This is a genomic window from Glycomyces sp. NPDC046736 (genome assembly GCF_040645615.1).
GTDB lineage: Bacteria > Actinomycetota > Actinomycetes > Mycobacteriales > Micromonosporaceae > Glycomyces.
In genome coordinates, this window is the sequence record NZ_JBEYYO010000024.1 from 1 (window position 1) to 16,422 (window position 16,422).

Sequence of the window (16,422 nt, forward strand, 5' to 3'; positions counted from 1 at the left end):
GCCGACCGCCGACCGCCGACCGCCGACCGCCGACCGCCGACCGCCGACCGCCGACCGCCGACCGCCGACCGCCGACCGCCGACCGCCGACCGCCGACCGCCGCCGTCCTCGCTCTTGCGTGCGAGTGTCGCTCGCTTTGTGGCGATGTCGTACCTTCGCGCGATCATTGATTCGGGGGCAGTCGAGTTTCGACACGCCCGGCCGCGGGGGTCGGCGGCGCACCGCGTGTGTCGTACCCGCAGGCGATAGTTGCAACCGGGGGCGTCTGAGTCGCGACACGCCCGAGCGCGGGGGTCGGGGCTCGCCACTGTTCACGGGCCGAAATCGAACCGCGTCGGCATCGGGGTGCCCATTCGCTTGTAGGCCTGTTCGACTCGCGCCTGGTACCTCCGGGCCGCCTCCTGGTCGCCCTCGGTCCTCGCCACCGACGCCAGGATCCACAGCGCCCACGACTCGCCGGTCCGGTGGCCCGCCGGTCGCAGCAGGTCGGCTGCTCGCTCCGCCCGGTCCCGCGCGGTCTCGAAGTCGCCCAGTCGCAGCGCGGCCTCGCCGTCCGCGTTGAGCGCCAAGCCCTCCCGCGTCCGGTACCCGCACCTGTGCGCCGACGCCAGCGCCGACCCCGCGTCCTCGCGGGCCCCTTCGAATTCTCCGAGCCCGATCCGGGCCACCGCGCGTTCGATCAGCGCATTGATCTCCGTTCCCGTGAGATCCCCGCTCACCGCCCGCAAAGCCCGGCCCGCAGCCTCGGCCGCGTCCTCGTGGCGGCCCAAATGGTTCAGCGAGAACGCCACCGACACGAGCCCATCCGTCTCATGCCGCCGGTCGCCGCCGGTGACCCCCGCGCGCACCACCGCCGCCGCGTACGGCAGCGCGTCCTCGTGCTTCCCAAGCCCCGCATAGAGTTCCGCGAGACTCCCCGCCGCGAGCGGCGTGAGCTCACCGTGCCCGGCCGCGGCCTCGATGCGCATCACCTCGTCCATGCGCTTCTCCGCCGACTGCGTCTCGCCCAGCTCGATCTCCGCCGCCAGCAGACTGCACAGATGCGACTCCCGCAACCGCTGATCCCCGATCCGATCCGCGATCCGCAGCCCCTCGTGGCACAACCGCACCTTCCGCCGCAGCTCGCCCAGACTCCCGTGCACCGCCGCGAGCGCCCCGAGATTCACGCCCTGCCCGCGCAGCCGCCCATGCTCCCGATTGATCTTCAGCGCCGCCTCCCCATGCGCCACCGCGTCCTGGAGCCGCCCGATCAGCCAGCACGCCAACGTCATGTTGTGATACGCCGACGCCTGCCCCGACACCCACCCGATGCGCTGCGACAACTCCACGGCCCGTTCCGCGTGACCCACCACCGTCCTGAAATCGCGCGCCTTCAAATGCGCCGTCGAGACGCACAGCTCGGCCACCGCCTCCCCGGGAACGCTGCCCTCCTGACGCGCACCGTCCAGGGCCGCGTTCGCCAGCGCCAGGAAATCCACACTGTCCATAGTGGCCCACGCGTGCGCCCGGAGCGCGTCCGCGAGCCGCCACGCCACCGCACCCCGCCCGTGCTCGGCGGCATGACGCGCGATCCCGATCAGTTGCACGCGTTCGTCTTCGAGCCACCGCACGGCCGCCTCCGGGGTCGCGAACCGCGCCGCTTCGGTCGGCTGCACGAACCTCGCGTACGCCGGGTAGCGGCTCGCGCTGGCCGCGTCGGCCGTGTCGAGGTACCACGCGTACAACCGCTCCAGGACCTCCTCGCGCGGCGGATCGCCCGGGTCGACCAGGCCGTTCGCGTAGTCGCGCACCAGGTCGTGCAGCGTGAGCCGCCCGAGGGCGTCCCGGTTCGCCATGTTCGCGTCCACCAGCTGCGCCGCCGCCCGCTCGGCGGCCGCGGCCTCCGCGCCCGCCACTGCGCCCAGCGCGTCTACGGAGAGCGATCCGACCGGCGCGAGCCCGAGCATCCGGAACATGCGCCGCGCCTCCTTCGGTTGCGCCGCATAGGAACGCTCGAACGTGGCCCGCACCGCCGCCTCCGGGCTGTCGCCGATCTGCAAGGCCGCCAACGCATCGCCGGTGGCGAGACGGTCGGCGTACTCGCTCACGCCGTCAGGCCGGTGCGCGAGGTTCGCCGCCGCGATCCGCAGCGCGAGCGGCAGGCACCCGCACCGCCGCGCGAGCTGGTCGATCTCGGCGCTCCCGGCAGAACGCGGCAGCCGCAGTAGCGACTTGAGCAGCGAGATCGCCTCCTCGGTGGCCAGCGGCGCGAGCGCGAGGTGGACGCCGCCGTGCCGTGCGAGCAGGTCCCCGAGCCGGTTGCGGCTCGTCACGATCACCAGCGACCCCGGCCCACCGGGCAGCAGCGGCGCGACCTGCTCGGCCGACCGCGCGTTGTCGAGCAGCACGAGCATCCGGCGCCCGGCGGTCTCGGTGCGCAGCCGCGCGGCGGCCTGGTCAGTGTCGGCCGGGACCTGGTCGTCGGCCAGGCCGAGCGACCGCAGCATCGCCGCGAGCGCCTCGATCGGCCGCAGCGTCGGCGTCCCGGAGTAGCCGCGCAGATCCAAGAACAACTGCCCGCCAGGGTAATCGGCCGCGATCTCACGTCCCCAATGGATGGCCGACGCGGTCTTGCCCACGCCCGCCATCCCCGAGATCACCACGATCGGCGAGGGCGGAATCCCCTCCGCCTCGTCGCCGAGCCGCGCGGCCTCCAGCTCCCGCAGCTCGCTCACGCGCCCGGTGAACCCGGCCACGTCGGCGGGCAGCTCGCGAGGCGTCACGGCCACCGGCGGGCGCGCCTCGATCCTGGGCCCGGCCGCCGGAGCCCACGCACCTTCGATGCTGTCGGTCGAGACGGTGTCGAGCCGCTCGTCGCGGTGCAGGATCGCGTCATGGACGCGTTGCAGCAGCGGCCCCGGGTCCAGGCCCATCTCCTCGCGCAGCGCCTTGCGGCTCTCGCGGAACACCTGAAGCGCCTCGGCCTGGCGCCCGGACCGGTACAGCGCCACGGCCCGCAGCGCCGTCAGCCGCTCGTGGAACGGGTGCTCTTTGGCGAGGTCCTCGAACTCGCCGATCAGGTCGGCGTGCAGTCCCAGGTCCAGCCTGAGCTCCAGCGACTCGCGGTGCACGTCGATCCGCCTGGCGCTCAATCGAAGCGCCTCGTCGGCGATCGCCCCGAACGAGGGCACGTCGGCGTACGGCTCCCCGCGCCACAGCCCCAGCGCCCTCGCATAACGCGCAGCCGACTCCTCCAGTCGCCCCTTTCCCCATGCGTCTCTCGCGGCCGCCGACAATTCCTCGAATGCCGCCGCGTCGCAATCCTCAGCGGTCACCAATAGTCGGTAACCGGCCGATTCTCGGACGATTCGCTGATCGTCCCGGAGTGCGCGCCGCAATCGGTGCAAATAGACCAGCAGGGCATTTCGTGCATTATCGGGCGGGGCTTCACTCCAGATCGCCTGAGTGAGCGCCTCGACCGTCATCACCTGGCCCGATCCCGCCAGCAGCGCCGCGAGCAGCCGCCGCTGCAACGGCGCGCGAACGAGCAGCGGCGCACCGTCGAGAGTGACCGACAAGGGACCGAGGACTTTGAATTGAAGCGCGTCTGACATTGTCTGCACGATTCACCGGCCTCGCAATGGGGGCGTGTCCCGGACAGGATAGTACGAAGGCGCTCAACGGTGTAGGTCTCGTGTAAGAGAGCTGTAAGCGGCACTCGGCATCATTGAGGCACGAGAAGCCCCCGGCTCGCAGACGCGCCGTCCACGGTTCCGGACGGCCCGTCGGTCTCCCGCCGCGGCGCCGGAGCAGCCTCCCCGCACCGGCGCCGCGGCATCGGGTCGGGCTGTGTAGCAAGGAGCACTTTCTATGCCCGGCAGTCGTCTTCCGGATCTCGAACCCGCAGTCCACGTCACCGCCCGCCAGCGCCTGATCCTCATCCACCTGGTGCGCGGCAAGACCCGCGAGGTCATCGCGAAGGACCTCTACCTCTCGCGCAGCACGGTCAACCGCGACATCCGCGACATGACGCGCACCCTCGGCGCCTCGTCCCCCGAAGGCCTCGGCGCGCTCGCGTACCGCGCGGGCTTCCTCATCGAGGAGCACTTCGGGGCCCCGTTCCGGTTCTGAAGCGGCGAAACCGCGCCGAGTGTCGCAGGGGTGAGCGATGATTCGAGGATGAGCGGACTCTCCCCGCGGCTTGCCGCGATCGTCGACGCATTGCCGCTGCGGCCGGGCCTGCGGGTGCTGGAGATCGGCGGCGCGCCAGGAGCCGCGGCCAAGGCCGTCGCCGAGCGGATCGGCGACGGCCACATCCTCGTGATCGACCGCTCCGCCAAGGGGATCGCCCAGATCCGCACCAATGCGGCGGACGCGATCGCGGCGGGGCGTTTGAGCGCCCGCCAGGTCGCCGCCGAGGAGTTCGCGCTCCTGCCTTCGGAAGCGCCCTTCGACCTCGCTTTCGCCGTCCGCGTCGGCGCGCTGGACGGCCGCCACCCGGAGGCCGGGGCGATCGCGATCCGCCGGATCGCCGCCGCGCTCACCCCGGGCGGGCGGCTCCTCATCGACGGCGGGAACCCGCTGCGGGAGCTCGACCTGTCTTGAAATGCACACTGCGCCAAAGGGATCGGCCGTCGCCGAAGACCGGGAGCAGGAACGCCAGGTGCAGCAGGTACCACCACGCGAGGGCGTCGCCCGCGAACCACAGCGCGGCGCCGACCAGTCCGCAGGAGACCGGACCGGCCAGTGCGACGAGCGCGTTCTGGCCCCGCGTGATCATCCCTTCAGGACGCAGCGAGACCCGCAGTGCGGTCCGTTCGACCGTCACGCTCGTGATCCCGTTGAGCCGCTTGAGGACTGCGGCGTGGGCTGCCTCGTGCAGGGCGAACGAGGCGACCAGGCCGAGCAGGCCCGCCTTGGCGAACAGCAGCGACAAGAGCACCAGGCCCCAGTCGCCGGTGCCCGCCCACCAGGCCAGCGCGGCGAGGGTCAGGGCCGCGAGGAAGGCCGTGAGCGGCCAGACGCTCGCGGCCACCGTCCAGGCGACCCGCAGGGCCCGCAGTTCACTTCGCGGGTAAGTCGTCCGCGCCATCGGCGATCCGCTGGAGCAGGTATTCGCGCCGCTGCTTGAGGCGGCGGAACATGATCTGGACGAGCGCGAGCTGGAGCACCAGGATCGCGAAGATGATGTAGATCGGGACCGGATTGCCAAGGCCAGCAGTGATGTCGACGACCCCGTCGGGTCGCTCGACGGCGTCGAACTCCAACGCCCCGAACAGGCCCGTGCGATGGACGTCCCCGCTGTTGTCACCGGTGAACATCAGCACCAGCATGGCGAAGACCGTGATGATGAGCGTGAGGAGTCCCGCTCCGGCTACGGAGTTGATGACCAGCAGCGCCTTTCTCATTGCGCCTCCTTGATTCGTCGAGGTGGATGCCTTGGATTGCGTAAGCGGCGAACAGCCCGGTGGCGGCGGCGAACACCGCCGCGAGCGTCCAGGGGGAGAGGTTGAGGACGCCGAGCCCGACCACGACCAGCCCGGCCACCACGGCCACGGCCGACAGGCCCAGGAACACCGACAGTGGATTGTCCTTTTCGGCCGGGAAGATCACTCCGATGCCGGTGGTCATGACGGCGGCGGCGAACGCGGCCGCGAGCGTCTGCCACACCTCGGCGGCCGCGCCGGGGTCGGCGATCGCGGTGACGAGCGTGAACGGGGCGGTGAACGCGAGGATCAGGACGCATTGGGCCCGTAGGAGACGCGCGAACACGCGCCAGGCCGGGACCCGCGCCCCAGGCAGCGCGCGCAGCACCCCGGTCGCGGTGAAGTGGTACAGGCCGCCCACGGTGAGGATCGAAGTCGCCCACAATGGATTCGCACTGCCGCTGAGCATGAGGTAGGCGAACAGCGCTATCGAGAGCAGTGCGGCCGTCGCGGTGTGCGAACTGCGAAGCAGCGCCCAGTCGTAGGCCGTCAGGAACCTCCGGCCCAGCCGTCCGAGGCGCGCGTTCAGGTACCGCGACTGCCGCACGTGCCGGTTGGGCGACAGCGCCACGGCGAGCGCCGCGAGGCCCGCCGCGAGGGCGAGCGCGCCGAGGATCGCCGGCCCGGTCCCGAATTCCTCGGCGGCGTCGGCGAGGGCCGTGGCCCACTGCCGGGAGGACCGCTCGTCCAGGTAGGCGTCGGTGATGTCGCCGATCATCGAACTGGAGGAGTTGGCGTACAACGCGACGACCACGAACAGGACCAGGATGTTGAGGATCCCGGAGACCCGCTCCAGTCGGAACATTGTCCACATGCGAGTGAGCAACTGATGCACGACCGACAGCGCCAGGTATCCCAGGACCGCCGGCAGCACCACCGAGACCGCCACGGGGCCGAGCGCGGCGGGCCCGAGGATCACGATCGCGTTGGCCACCAGAGCGAACACGCCCGCGCAGGTGACCACGGCGGTCATCGCGGCCTCGTAGAGCAGGAACGCCAGCGACCGCTCCCGGTTGGTCACCGGCAGCTGGAAGGTCAGTTGCAGCATCCCGTCGGCATTCACGAACAGCACTTTCACCGTCAGGAACGCGATCTGGACCCAAAGCAGCACCGAGACCGTGGTGGTGTCGAACAAGAGGCCCCACACCTCGCGCTGCTCGGTGAGCTCTTCCAGGAAGAAATAGGCGGCCACGGTGAGGACGCCGACGAAGAGCACGGTGGCCGCGAGGGCGAAGACGCGCACCGGGGTGGATTTGAGGGCGCCGACCGCGAGGACCCTGCGGCGGAAGAACACCAGCAGCATCCGGGCGAGGACGAGCGACTGTCGCAGGCGCATGGCTACCGCTCGCCCGATTCGAGGTAGTCGAACACGAGCTCGGCGAGCGAGCCGTGCTCGTCGACCAGATCGCCTGTGGGGGAGTCGTAGATGACCTGTCCATAGTCGAGCAGCACGATCCGGTCGGCCAGGCGTTCCAGGACCGCGAAGTCGTGCGTGCACAGCAGGAGCGCCCGCCCGTCCTCGCGCACACGCGCGAACTCGGCCTCGGCCAGGCGCAGCGCCTCCAGGTCGATCCCGTTGAGCGTCTCGTCGATCACCGTCAGCGGACGCCGCATGACCAGCGCCGAGACGAGTTGGGTCTTCTTGCGCATCCCGTGCGAGTAGTCCTCGATGAGGTGGTCGTAGCGCTCGGCCATCGCGAAGCGGCGGAACAGGTCCTGGGCCTCGGCGTGGTCGACGTCGACGCCGTAGAGCGAGGCGGTCATCGACACGTACTCGCGCGCGGTGAGGAACTCCGGCAGGTAGTCGTTGCTGGAGAGGTACATGCCCTGGGCCCGCGCGCGCGGGTGGTCGTGGCGGTGCCCGCCGATGCGCACCCGCCCGGCCTGGAGCCGGAGCAGGTCGAACACGTTCTTGATGAGCGTCGACTTCCCCGACCCGTTCGGTCCGATGAGGCCGACGATGCTGCCTTCCTCGACTTCGAAAGAGACTTCCGAGACGGCGCGGACCACGCTGTCATACGAATAGGAAAGCTGCTCGATCTCCAATATTGCCATGGTGCCCTCTTTCGTGTCGCATTCCCTTGCGACGATTCACGGTGGCCCGGGGAATGCGATCGGGCCACCGTGAACAGTCGCTGCTTCAAGGGGCTGAAGCTATTGCCGAGAACTCGGCTAGACGCACTGGACGTTGATCGAGACTCCCGACCAGCTCCAGTTCCAGCTGCCCGTGAATCGCTTGCCCTTGTAGACGACACACCAGATCGAGAGACCGGCGAGGATCGTCACGCCGAGGGCGAGGATCACGGCGAGCAGCACCACGTACCAGGCGTCGTACCGGACGAGAGCGCTGTCGAGCTTCTCCTTCACGGTCTCGACGGCCTGAGCGGCACCGACCTGAGCCTTGACGATCGGAGCGATCGCCATAGTTGAGATAGACATTTTCTTCCTCCTTCCGAGTTGTCGAACTCGCTTTAAATCATCGCTGCTGCGAAAGGACTTCGAAAGTGTCGGAAACGCCACTCTTCGGATCGAGCTCGCGCCTGCGGTGCGAAGCGATCACGGCCGCTTCGGAACGCGACGAGATGCGCAGCTTCACGAAGACGCTCGCGATGTGCTTGCGCACCGTCCGATCGGTGATGAACAATGACGACGCGATCTCCGCGTTGGAGAGGCAGTCGCCGAGCGCGAGCATGATCTCGCATTCACGGAAAGTCAAACAGGACAAATCGGCGGCGTGGACCCACGCCGGTGCCCCACAGCCCTCATCAAGGTGTTCCAACGTGTTGGCCCCCATCTGAAACCGGGTCGATGACCGCATCCCGGCGCTGCCACTGGCGGACGGCCGGATCATCCCACCATTGCAGTGCGCGCGAACTCCGCACAAGACCCGCGTCGCAACCTGAACCGATCGGCTCATCGCTCGCGTCCCGGGGCTTGACTTCACGTCCTGATATTGACAGACTCCGATGTAATTGGGAGCGCTTCCGCGCGAGAGGGGGCCTCTCGCGAACGAAAGGCGAACCATGTCAATCCGAAGACGCACCGCGATCATCGGCGCGACCGTCGCGGCGCTGACCGCCAGCGCACTCACCATCGTCGCAGCCCAGGGCGCCAGCGCGGCCGAAGGCTGCGAGGTCGACTACACCGTGGTCAACGATTGGGGCTCCGGTTTCCAGGCCAACGTCAGCATCACCGCCGACCAGCCGATCGACGGCTGGACCGTCGAATGGGACTTCACCGGCGCCGTCTCCGGCATCAGCGCCTGGAACGTCGGCTCCCATGCACTCGACGGCACCCGTTTCGCCGCCACCGACGCGGGCTGGAATGGCTCCATCAGCTCCGGCGAGACCCGCGAGGTCTTCGGCCTCACCGCCGACGGCGCCGCGGGCGCGATCACGGGCGCCACGGTCAACGGCGTGGCCTGCGGCGAAGGCGGCGGCGAGCAGACCACCGAACCCGAGGAACCCACGGACCCGCCGACCGGCACGCCCGTCGAGCGGCACGGCCAGCTCCACGTCTGCGGCCAGTACATGTGCGACGAGCACGGCGACACCGTTCAGCTCCAAGGGATCTCCAGCATGTGGCTGCACTGGCAGACCCAGCCGTACGCGCAGAACCGCGAAGCGCTGCAATGGATGCGCGACTCATGGAACCTGGAGGTCTTCCGCGTCGCGATGGGCGTCGAGCCCGAGGGCGCCTACCTCGACGATCCGGGGACCTGGAAGGCCGAGGTGGAGAAGGTCATCGAGAACGCCGTGGCCACCGGCGTATACGTCATTGTGGACTATCACGCGCACGAGGCGCAGCACGACGAGGCCGCCGCGGTCGGGTTCTTCTCCGACCTCGCGGCCCGGTACGGCCACCTGCCGAACGTCCTATGGGAGCCTTTCAACGAGCCCCTCCAGGTCTCCTGGAGCGGCGAGGTCAAGCCGTACCTCGAATCGGTGACCGCCGCGATCCGTGCGGAGGACCCGGACAACATCGTCATCCTCGGCTCGCCGACCTGGTCACAGGACGTCGACGTGGCCGCCGGCGACCCCGTCGCGGGCACGAACCTCATGTACACGCTGCACTTCTACTCGTGCACCCACGGCGACGCGCTGCGGGCGAAGGCCGACACGGCTCGCAACGCCGGGCTCGCGCTGTTCGTGACCGAGTGGGGCGCGAGCCATGCCGACGGCGGCCTCGACGGCGTGGTCTGCCTCGACGAGGCGCAGCGCTGGATGGACTGGATGAACGCGAACCAGATCTCTTGGACCGCTTGGAAACTCGACGTCGGCAACGACACCACCAACCTCCTCGCACCGGGCGCTCCGGTCACGGGGGGTTGGGACGCGTACCTCCGCGGGCACGCGCCGTTCGTGGTGGCCAACCTCGACTGAACCTGAACGGCCCGGGCTTTCCAGCCCGGGCCGTTCTCACGCTTCGAGCAGTCCGCGCACGTAAGCGGCCTGGCCGGAGTGCTGCTGGTTGTCGTCCACGACGCTCACCAGCCGAACCCCAAGGGTCACATGCGGATCCCAGTTGGTGTCCACGACGCGGTCGAGATCGGCGGCGGTCAGCCCGCCGAGGTACTCCACGGTCACGGCGTGCACCGCGTCGTAGTAGTCCCGCAGATCCGAAGGCGCGATCCCACGCACGAGCTCGACCTGCTCCGGCGTGTGCCCATAGCCGATGTCATTGGGCTCCAACGCAAGCCCGAACCGCTCCTGCCACCCGTCCGCGATCCACACCTGCTCACGCCCGGCGACCCCCGCCACATGATCGTCCTGCACCCGCGCGATGTGCCACACCAACCACCCGATCGAATTCGCCGCCGGCCCCGGCCGCACATCCAACACGACCTGCGAAATCCCATCGAGCACAGCATGAACCTCCTCCCGAACCCGCCCATACGCGTCCAGAAAAACGTCACTGACCTCCACGAACACCCCTTCCCCGGCCGCCGAAGTTGACGGCGGACCCACAACCTTGAAGACTAGTGCGAAAGCACCGAACGCAGGCCAAGAGGAGATCATGGACGCCCCCTCGTGAAGCACCCGACCACCGACCCGAAGAACATCGCACCAGGATGGCGGGTGCGGGCGCATCAACGATCAGTTCTCACTCGGGAACCGCATCTCATCGAGGTGCAGGGCGGCGGCGCCCGCGGCTGGTGGATGGTCGACGGAGCCGATCTCGCTGATGGTGCTCCGGCAGTTGAACTCGACTTCTACAACGACGTCTGCAATCCGCTGCGCCGACGACGGCCGCGGTCGCGGCCTGGAAGCCGGTGGTTCTTCGGTCCTCCAGGTCCCAGAGCGATACCGGCAGACGACCAGGACACGTTCAAGTTCGCCTACAACCGCCCGGGCGTCATCGTCCTGACCTGGGCCGCCTTGCTGGTGGCCACCATCGCCCCGGCTCCGCACGCCGGCCTTCCGATGGCGCTGTACCTCATCGCCTCCTTCGCCGTCGCGTGCGCGGTCGTGATCGGCCTGGAACGCCTCGTGCCTCGGCGACCGGGGCGGTCGAGCGCCCGTGGATGCCCGCTCCGAGAGTGCTGATCGACGGCGAACCGATCGAAGCCCGCTGGGCGCGAATTCACGTCGAGCTCGAACCCGGCGCGCACACGCTCCGCGTCGAGGTCCCGCTGCACTCGAACGGCCCGCGCCGCCCCGACCCCGCCGACATCCCCACGAAGACCGCCGAGGCCGGCTTCACCGCAGCCGCCGGCGAGACCGCACTCGTGGAAGTCCTGGCCGAAGTCGTCCAGGACTTCGACGGCCGCACTTACGAATACGAACTGACCGACCTCACCGCAGCGGCGTCAGGCACCGTGGCCGAGCTACCCACATTCCGCCACCCCCGCCCCCCACTGCGGCCCGAAGGCGAAGCCTTCCAAAACCCAAGCTTCAACTTCAGCCTCGAAGTCAACTGACAGGCTCGGGCCGACCGGCCGTTGAGCCGGCGCAGGACCGCGTTCGGCCGCTCCCGAGTCGTCTCGGTGCTCACCACCAGGAAATACCTGAGCTGCTCCATGATCACTCCCGGCGTCGGCGCGACTGCCAGTTGCGGACTCCCCGGTAGACCCAGGAGATCGCGCCGATCATCGCCGTTGCCAATCCCGAGGTCAAGAGGCTCTGTCGGAACGTCACGCCGTCGCCCACGAGGCGATCGCGCAGGCCCGAATCGGTTGAGTCGATGGTCAGCGCCACCACCGCGCCGAGCACGCCGAGCATCGAGATCAGCGACGCTCGCGCGACGATGACGTCCACGACCGTCAGCAGCGCGTTCCGAAGCCGCATGCCCTCCCGTTGGACGCCCTGCCGGGGCAGCGCACTCCGCCACGCGGCGATGGCGACGACGATTTGCCCGGTCAGCCATACGTGCCGGTGCGCGCCGTCGTAGGACAGCGCCCATGAACCGCGCACCAGATCAGGGCCCGTGGTCCACTGATCGCCGATCAAGTAGTTGACCGCGCGAAGGCACGCCGTGCGCGAACGGTGGTCGCGCAGCTGCGCCAGCGCGAGCAGGCTCCAGGCCGTGCCGTTGTTGACCACCTTGTTGGTCAACTGCAAGGTGTTCCGGCTGCGCTGCGTATGCCATTCGTCCAGGCTGTTGGGCCATCGGCCGTTCTCGCGCTGCTGTTCGACCAAGTACGCCACCGCGAGCGCGAATTCCTCGACGGGAACACGGGCGGCCTGGAACGCGACGAGTACCTGCGCCGTCGTCGCGGGATTGGGGCGCGCCGAGCTGGTGACGCCCCAACCGGCGCTGGCGTTGTCCTGGCAGCGTTGGAGATAGGAGACGATCTGGGACCGGAGGTCGTCTCGGTGCCGCCACAGGGCGAAGGCCCACAGCGTCAGCGCCGAGGGCATGGTGCGGGGGAGCTCGCCGCCGGGAGTCGAGGCGACCGATCCGTCGCGCGTATCGATGCATGATTCGAGGTAGGCCAGGCCGTTCTTGACGTCGCGTTCGATGGAGTTCGGGGAGATCGCGTGCAGCGCGATGAGCGCCCAGGCGGTGGGTTCGGCTCCGGCGTAGCCGAACTCGCCCGCGTTGAACGAGCCGTCCTTGAGCTGCTGGCCGGCCGCCCAGCGGCGCACCGCGCCGAGGTCGAGCTCGTCGAAGGGCTCGGCGAGGTCCCGGTCGCAGCGGCGGAGCGCCGCGATCGCGCAGACGGCGTCGACGGTGCCGCCCCACAGGGAGGGTTCGTCGCCGCCTGCCGACACCGGCCAGGTCGGAGGCCCGGGGAGTTGGTGCCGCTTGAGCCATGCGGCGGCCAGTGCCAAGGACTCGTTGACTTCGACCTCGGTGGGCCATCGTCTTCGCCGCATCGGGCACCTCCATCCGCAGGAGGAAGCGCCGTGGAAAACCGGGTGAGAGGGGCGCAGTCCTGCCGTCGCTCTGGATCGCTCAGTGCCACGCTGCACTACATGCTCACATTCCTCAATAATGGCTTAGAGCAGGGATGATGTCCATATATGGATCGGTCAATTTCGATGGATGACCGTCTGCGATCACCGCTGCCTAGAAGTCTCGGGCGAAGAGTGGGGCCAGGGTTCCCAGGGTGAACGAGGCGGTGATGAGGATTGCGGTGGTGAGCGCCAGGGCGAGGTCTCGGGGGCGGAGGCGGAGGTAGGCCAGGCGGATTTCTCGGCCTTTTGTGCTTTCTCCGGCGAAGGTGAAGCCTCGGGTCTCCAGGGCTTCGACCGTCGTGCGGGTGCGTTTGGCGGTGTTGAGCATCATCGGGTAGAAGCTGCGCACCAGCGCGAATCCGATGTGGACTGGCACTCGCCACGCGAGGAGGCCCTTGCGTTCCAGGGGCGCCGAGCGGAGCCGGTAGCCGTCCACGATGGTGTGGAACTCGTCCATGATGATCGGCAGCATCCGGTACCCGTAGCTCACGCCGAAACTCAGCAGCGGCGGCGCCTTCATGCTCACCAGCGCGTCGGAGAGCTTTTCGGGGTCGAGCGAGACGAACGCGGCCATGCTCGCGAGCGCCACGATCCCGAGCTTGAGGCTCAGCGTCACCAGGGAGGCCACGGTGTGCAGGTTCCCGTCGAAGAACCACGCCACCGCGAACAGGTACACCGTTTCAGTCACGAGCCCGAACGCGAAGAGCCCCAACACGAGCGGACCCACGCGGCACAGCGCGACCGCCGCCGCGCAGGCGGTGAACAGTATCGCGAGCACCGTGATGTTGTGCGTCAGCCACGGCACCACGGCGAACACCAGGTACCAGACGATGATCACGCGGGGGTCGAACGCGGCGAACAGGCCGCCGCGGGTCGCGTACGCCGTGCGGAGCAGTTCGAGCTTGACCCATTCGACCGAGAGCACGTCGCGCTGCTTGCGGGCCATCATCGGCCCCCGGCGAGCGCGGGGGCGAACGCGGCGGTGAACTCGTCCACGCTCAGCGGCGGTGGGTGGATGCCCAGCTCGCGGCCGAGGTCGCTGATATGCGGCGGGACGAGGTTCACGCGGTCGCACAGGTCGGCGTCGTCGAACAGCCCGGCCGGGGTGGTGTCGGCGAGCACGCGGCCCTCGCCGAGGACGAGCACGCGCGTGGCCCATTCGGCCACGAGCTGCATGTCGTGGGTGGCGACCACGACGCAGCGGATGCGTTCGGCGAGCGCGGCGAGCATGGCGATCACGTCGTTCCTGGTAGCGGTGTCGAGACTGGCGGTCGGCTCGTCGAGCAGCAGCAGTGCCGGGGCCATCGCGAGGCCGATGCCGAGCGTGGTGCGCCGCTGCTGGCCGCCCGAGAGGGTCCGGCCGTCGCGGTCGGCGAAGTCGTTGAGCCGCAAGCGTTCGAGTACGTCGTCCACGATGGACTCCGCGTCGGGACGGCCTCGCTGCGTCGGGAACATCGCGATTTCCTGGCGCACTGAATCGTTGAGGAACATCTGCTCAGGGTGCTGGTAGAGGTAGCAGACGCGGTCGGCCAGCCGCGCGGGTTTGACGCCCCGCGTGTCGGTCCCCTCGACCTCGACCGTCCCCTTGCGAGGGACGTTGAGCCCGGTCAGGAGCCGCAGCAGCGTCGACTTCCCGGCCCCGTTCGAGCCGACGAGCGCGACCCGCTCGCCTTCGCGGAATGCGAGGTCGATGTCGTCGAGCACGGTCGAGACGCGCGAGTGCACGTCCTTGTATCCGTGGGTCACCCCAGAGAGCCTGGCGATCACAGGCCCGGCCTGTGGCGGTTCAGTTGCGGCGCGACCGGGCCCGGGTTCGAGCCCCGCGTCTCGGATTCCTTGCGCCGCTTCGGCGACGGTCAGCGGCACGCGGGAACCGGGCGTCAGGCGCGATGTGGCGGCGATGATCTGCGGCGCGGGGATGCCGTGCTCGGCCAGCTCCTCGGTGCGTCCCAGGGCCTCGCGCACCGGCAGGTGCCAGCGCACGTTGCCCTCGGACATGAGGACCACGCTGCGGGCGTACCGCGCGATGAACTCGGCGTGGTGCTCGATGACCACAATGGTGGTTCCGCGTTCCTCGTTGACGCGCTTGAGCATCCGGTAGGTCTCCTCGGCGCGGGCCGGGTCGAGCTCGGCCACCGGCTCGTCCACCACGATCACCGCAGGGTCCATCGCGAGGACCCCGGCGAGCGCGGTGAGGTGCTGCTGGCCGCCCGAGAGCTCCCACACGTACTTGCGCGCGAGGTGGTCGATCCCGAGCAGCCGCATCGCGGCCTCACTGCGCTCGCGGTGGTCGGCGAGCCCGAAGTTGACGGGCCCGAAGGCGACGTCCTCGCGCACCGACGGCCTCACCAGCTGGTTCCCGAAGTCCTGGTAGACGTACCCGACGCGATGCGACAGGGCCCCGACCGACGCGTCCAGCGTGTCCACACCATCCACTGTGACCTGACCGGCGAACTCGCCGGACCAGAAGTGGGGGATGAGCCCGTTGAACGCCTTGCACAGGGTGGTCTTGCCCGAGCCGTTCCCGCCGATCACGGCGGTGAAGTCCCCGCGCTCGATGCGCAGGTCGACGCCGTTCAGGGTGGGCTCGGCGGCCCCGGGGTAGCGGAAGGTCAGGCCGTCGACGGCAATGACGTCGTTCACTAGTCCTCCGTCCGGTCCCGGTTTCGACGGCGCAACGCCGTGGCCGACAACGCGATCCCGGCGAAGACCACGACGCACGCGGCCACGCTGATCCACAGGAATCCGGCCCCGAACTCGTCGATGAAGTCCGGCTCCCACACCCCGAATTTGACGTCGGCGGCCTCCAGGAACGCGAACACGGCCGACCCGAGCATGAGGAACACCGCGAGCGCGATGAACGCGGCGTTCTGGCGGGCGCGGCCGGGCACCGGGTGCTCGGCGTCGCGCGGGGCCATGCCCATGAGCGGCTCGATCTTGCCGTGCAGGCGAGCGGCGAGGTACGCGGCGGGAATCGCGCCGAACAGGATGCCGCTGATGAGGAAGTCGGAGCCGAACGCGAAGCCCTCGATGAGCAGAATGGACTCGGGCAGGCCCTCGACCCATTCGGCATCCTCCACGCCTACAAGGACTTTCGACATGTCGATGACGCCGCCCACGCCCTTGTCGATGAGGACGGCGACCATCGCGGCCGTCGCGACCTGCCATTTGCGGCTCGGGTCGCGCACGAGCGAGCCGCCGACGTACAGGCCCAGCGAGAGCTGGAGGAAGCCCTCCAGCTCGCCGATGCCGGAGAAGTTGCCCATGAGGAGGTCGACGAACACGATCTCGCCGAGCGGCGCGCCGAGCGCGGCGTAGAGCGGGTGGAAGAGGCTGACCATGACCACCGGGACGAAGGCCAGATAGGACACCGACAGTTCGATTGGGCCGAGCCGGAACTCGGGGAGGATCTCGGTGAAGATGTTCGCCAGGCCGAAGAGGGTCATCGACAGGACGAACACCATGAGCTTCTGCGAGGAGGTCAGGGACTGCGGGTCGGGCAGGACCCGGCGGGCCCTGGACGGGGCGGTCTTGGTCATGGAAGGGCCTTTCTCAAG

17 protein-coding genes and 1 pseudogene are annotated in these 16,422 nt (G+C 69.1%); 5 read left to right on the forward strand and 13 right to left on the reverse strand.

Translation table 11 applies throughout. The annotated features are described in order from the left end of the window. Nucleotides 1-311: 311 nt before the first annotated feature. Together AB0B28_RS20290 and AB0B28_RS20295 are read right to left on the reverse strand one after the other, a co-directional pair. Nucleotides 312-3,314, reverse strand: coding sequence for a BTAD domain-containing putative transcriptional regulator (locus AB0B28_RS20290; protein WP_360123836.1), 3,003 nt, complete (start codon nt 3,312-3,314; stop codon nt 312-314). An 18-nt stretch (nt 3,315-3,332) separates the two neighbouring features. Next, a pseudogene (locus AB0B28_RS20295) lies at nt 3,333-3,593 on the reverse strand (winged helix-turn-helix domain-containing protein); the annotation flags it as partial. A gap of 256 nt (nt 3,594-3,849) precedes the next feature. Here AB0B28_RS20295 and AB0B28_RS20300 point away from each other — a divergent pair. Then, nucleotides 3,850-4,110 carry a LuxR C-terminal-related transcriptional regulator gene (locus AB0B28_RS20300; protein WP_360123669.1) on the forward strand — a complete coding sequence of 87 codons (261 nt, stop codon included), beginning with the start codon at nt 3,850-3,852 and terminating at the stop codon, nt 4,108-4,110. Between the two features lie 48 nt (nt 4,111-4,158). Continuing rightward, a complete protein-coding gene (locus AB0B28_RS20305) occupies nt 4,159-4,584 on the forward strand; it encodes a methyltransferase domain-containing protein (protein ID WP_360123672.1) in 426 nt (141 codons plus the stop codon). Here AB0B28_RS20305 and AB0B28_RS20310 read toward each other — a convergent pair. From AB0B28_RS20310 to AB0B28_RS20335, 6 genes are all read right to left on the reverse strand, one after another. Beyond that, on the reverse strand, nt 4,541-5,071 hold the full coding sequence (locus AB0B28_RS20310; RefSeq protein ID WP_360123675.1) for a hypothetical protein: 531 nt from the start codon (nt 5,069-5,071) through the stop codon (nt 4,541-4,543). The genes AB0B28_RS20305 and AB0B28_RS20310 overlap by 44 nt on opposite strands. Continuing rightward, on the reverse strand, nt 5,043-5,387 hold the full coding sequence (locus tag AB0B28_RS20315; RefSeq protein ID WP_360123677.1) for a hypothetical protein: 345 nt from the start codon (nt 5,385-5,387) through the stop codon (nt 5,043-5,045). Before AB0B28_RS20315 ends, AB0B28_RS20310 begins: the two co-directional genes overlap by 29 nt. Further along, on the reverse strand, nt 5,287-6,801 hold the full coding sequence (locus AB0B28_RS20320; protein ID WP_360123680.1) for a hypothetical protein: 1,515 nt from the start codon (nt 6,799-6,801) through the stop codon (nt 5,287-5,289). Before AB0B28_RS20320 ends, AB0B28_RS20315 begins: the two co-directional genes overlap by 101 nt. 2 nt (nt 6,802-6,803) lie before the next feature. Beyond that, a complete protein-coding gene (locus AB0B28_RS20325) occupies nt 6,804-7,520 on the reverse strand; it encodes an ABC transporter ATP-binding protein (protein WP_360123683.1) in 717 nt (238 codons plus the stop codon). Nucleotides 7,521-7,637: 117 nt separating this feature from the next. After that, nucleotides 7,638-7,904: a hypothetical protein gene (locus AB0B28_RS20330; protein ID WP_360123686.1), complete on the reverse strand. Its 267-nt coding sequence runs from the start codon at nt 7,902-7,904 to the stop codon at nt 7,638-7,640. A gap of 37 nt (nt 7,905-7,941) precedes the next feature. Continuing rightward, complete coding sequence (locus AB0B28_RS20335) at nt 7,942-8,316, reverse strand: helix-turn-helix transcriptional regulator (protein ID WP_360123689.1); 375 nt, start codon at nt 8,314-8,316, stop codon at nt 7,942-7,944. Nucleotides 8,317-8,488: 172 nt separating this feature from the next. Between AB0B28_RS20335 and AB0B28_RS20340 the strand changes: the two genes are divergently transcribed. Continuing rightward, nucleotides 8,489-9,847: a cellulase family glycosylhydrolase gene (locus tag AB0B28_RS20340; RefSeq protein ID WP_360123692.1), complete on the forward strand. Its 1,359-nt coding sequence runs from the start codon at nt 8,489-8,491 to the stop codon at nt 9,845-9,847. A 36-nt stretch (nt 9,848-9,883) separates the two neighbouring features. On the opposite strand, the gene AB0B28_RS20345 is transcribed toward AB0B28_RS20340, so the two are convergent. Beyond that, nucleotides 9,884-10,390, reverse strand: a complete 507-nt coding sequence (locus AB0B28_RS20345) for a DUF664 domain-containing protein (protein WP_360123695.1) — start codon at nt 10,388-10,390, stop codon at nt 9,884-9,886. Nucleotides 10,391-10,495: 105 nt separating this feature from the next. Here AB0B28_RS20345 and AB0B28_RS20350 point away from each other — a divergent pair, with 105 nt between their 5' ends. Both AB0B28_RS20350 and AB0B28_RS20355 read left to right on the forward strand, forming a co-directional pair. Further along, nucleotides 10,496-11,011, forward strand: coding sequence for a hypothetical protein (locus AB0B28_RS20350; RefSeq protein WP_360123698.1), 516 nt, complete (start codon nt 10,496-10,498; stop codon nt 11,009-11,011). Then, a complete protein-coding gene (locus tag AB0B28_RS20355) occupies nt 10,990-11,385 on the forward strand; it encodes a hypothetical protein (protein WP_360123701.1) in 396 nt (131 codons plus the stop codon). The genes AB0B28_RS20350 and AB0B28_RS20355 overlap by 22 nt, the downstream gene beginning before the upstream one ends. Before the next feature lie 103 nt (nt 11,386-11,488). Here AB0B28_RS20355 and AB0B28_RS20360 read toward each other — a convergent pair whose 3' ends face one another. The 4 genes from AB0B28_RS20360 to AB0B28_RS20375 all read right to left on the reverse strand — a co-directional run bounded on the left by AB0B28_RS20360 (nt 11,489) and on the right by AB0B28_RS20375 (nt 16,404). Continuing rightward, nucleotides 11,489-12,784 (reverse strand): prenyltransferase/squalene oxidase repeat-containing protein, encoded by a 1,296-nt coding sequence (locus AB0B28_RS20360; RefSeq protein ID WP_360123704.1) that lies wholly within the window; start codon nt 12,782-12,784, stop codon nt 11,489-11,491. A gap of 193 nt (nt 12,785-12,977) precedes the next feature. Then, nucleotides 12,978-13,811, reverse strand: coding sequence for an energy-coupling factor transporter transmembrane component T (locus AB0B28_RS20365; protein ID WP_360123707.1), 834 nt, complete (start codon nt 13,809-13,811; stop codon nt 12,978-12,980). Continuing rightward, the gene (locus AB0B28_RS20370) at nt 13,811-15,508 is read right to left on the reverse strand and encodes an ATP-binding cassette domain-containing protein (protein ID WP_360123710.1); all 1,698 of its coding nucleotides are present in this window, start codon (nt 15,506-15,508) and stop codon (nt 13,811-13,813) included. The genes AB0B28_RS20365 and AB0B28_RS20370 overlap by 1 nt, the downstream gene beginning before the upstream one ends. Further along, the gene (locus tag AB0B28_RS20375) at nt 15,508-16,404 is read right to left on the reverse strand and encodes a cell division protein FtsQ (RefSeq protein ID WP_360123713.1); all 897 of its coding nucleotides are present in this window, start codon (nt 16,402-16,404) and stop codon (nt 15,508-15,510) included. Before AB0B28_RS20375 ends, AB0B28_RS20370 begins: the two co-directional genes overlap by 1 nt. Between the last annotated feature and the right edge of the window lie 18 nt (nt 16,405-16,422).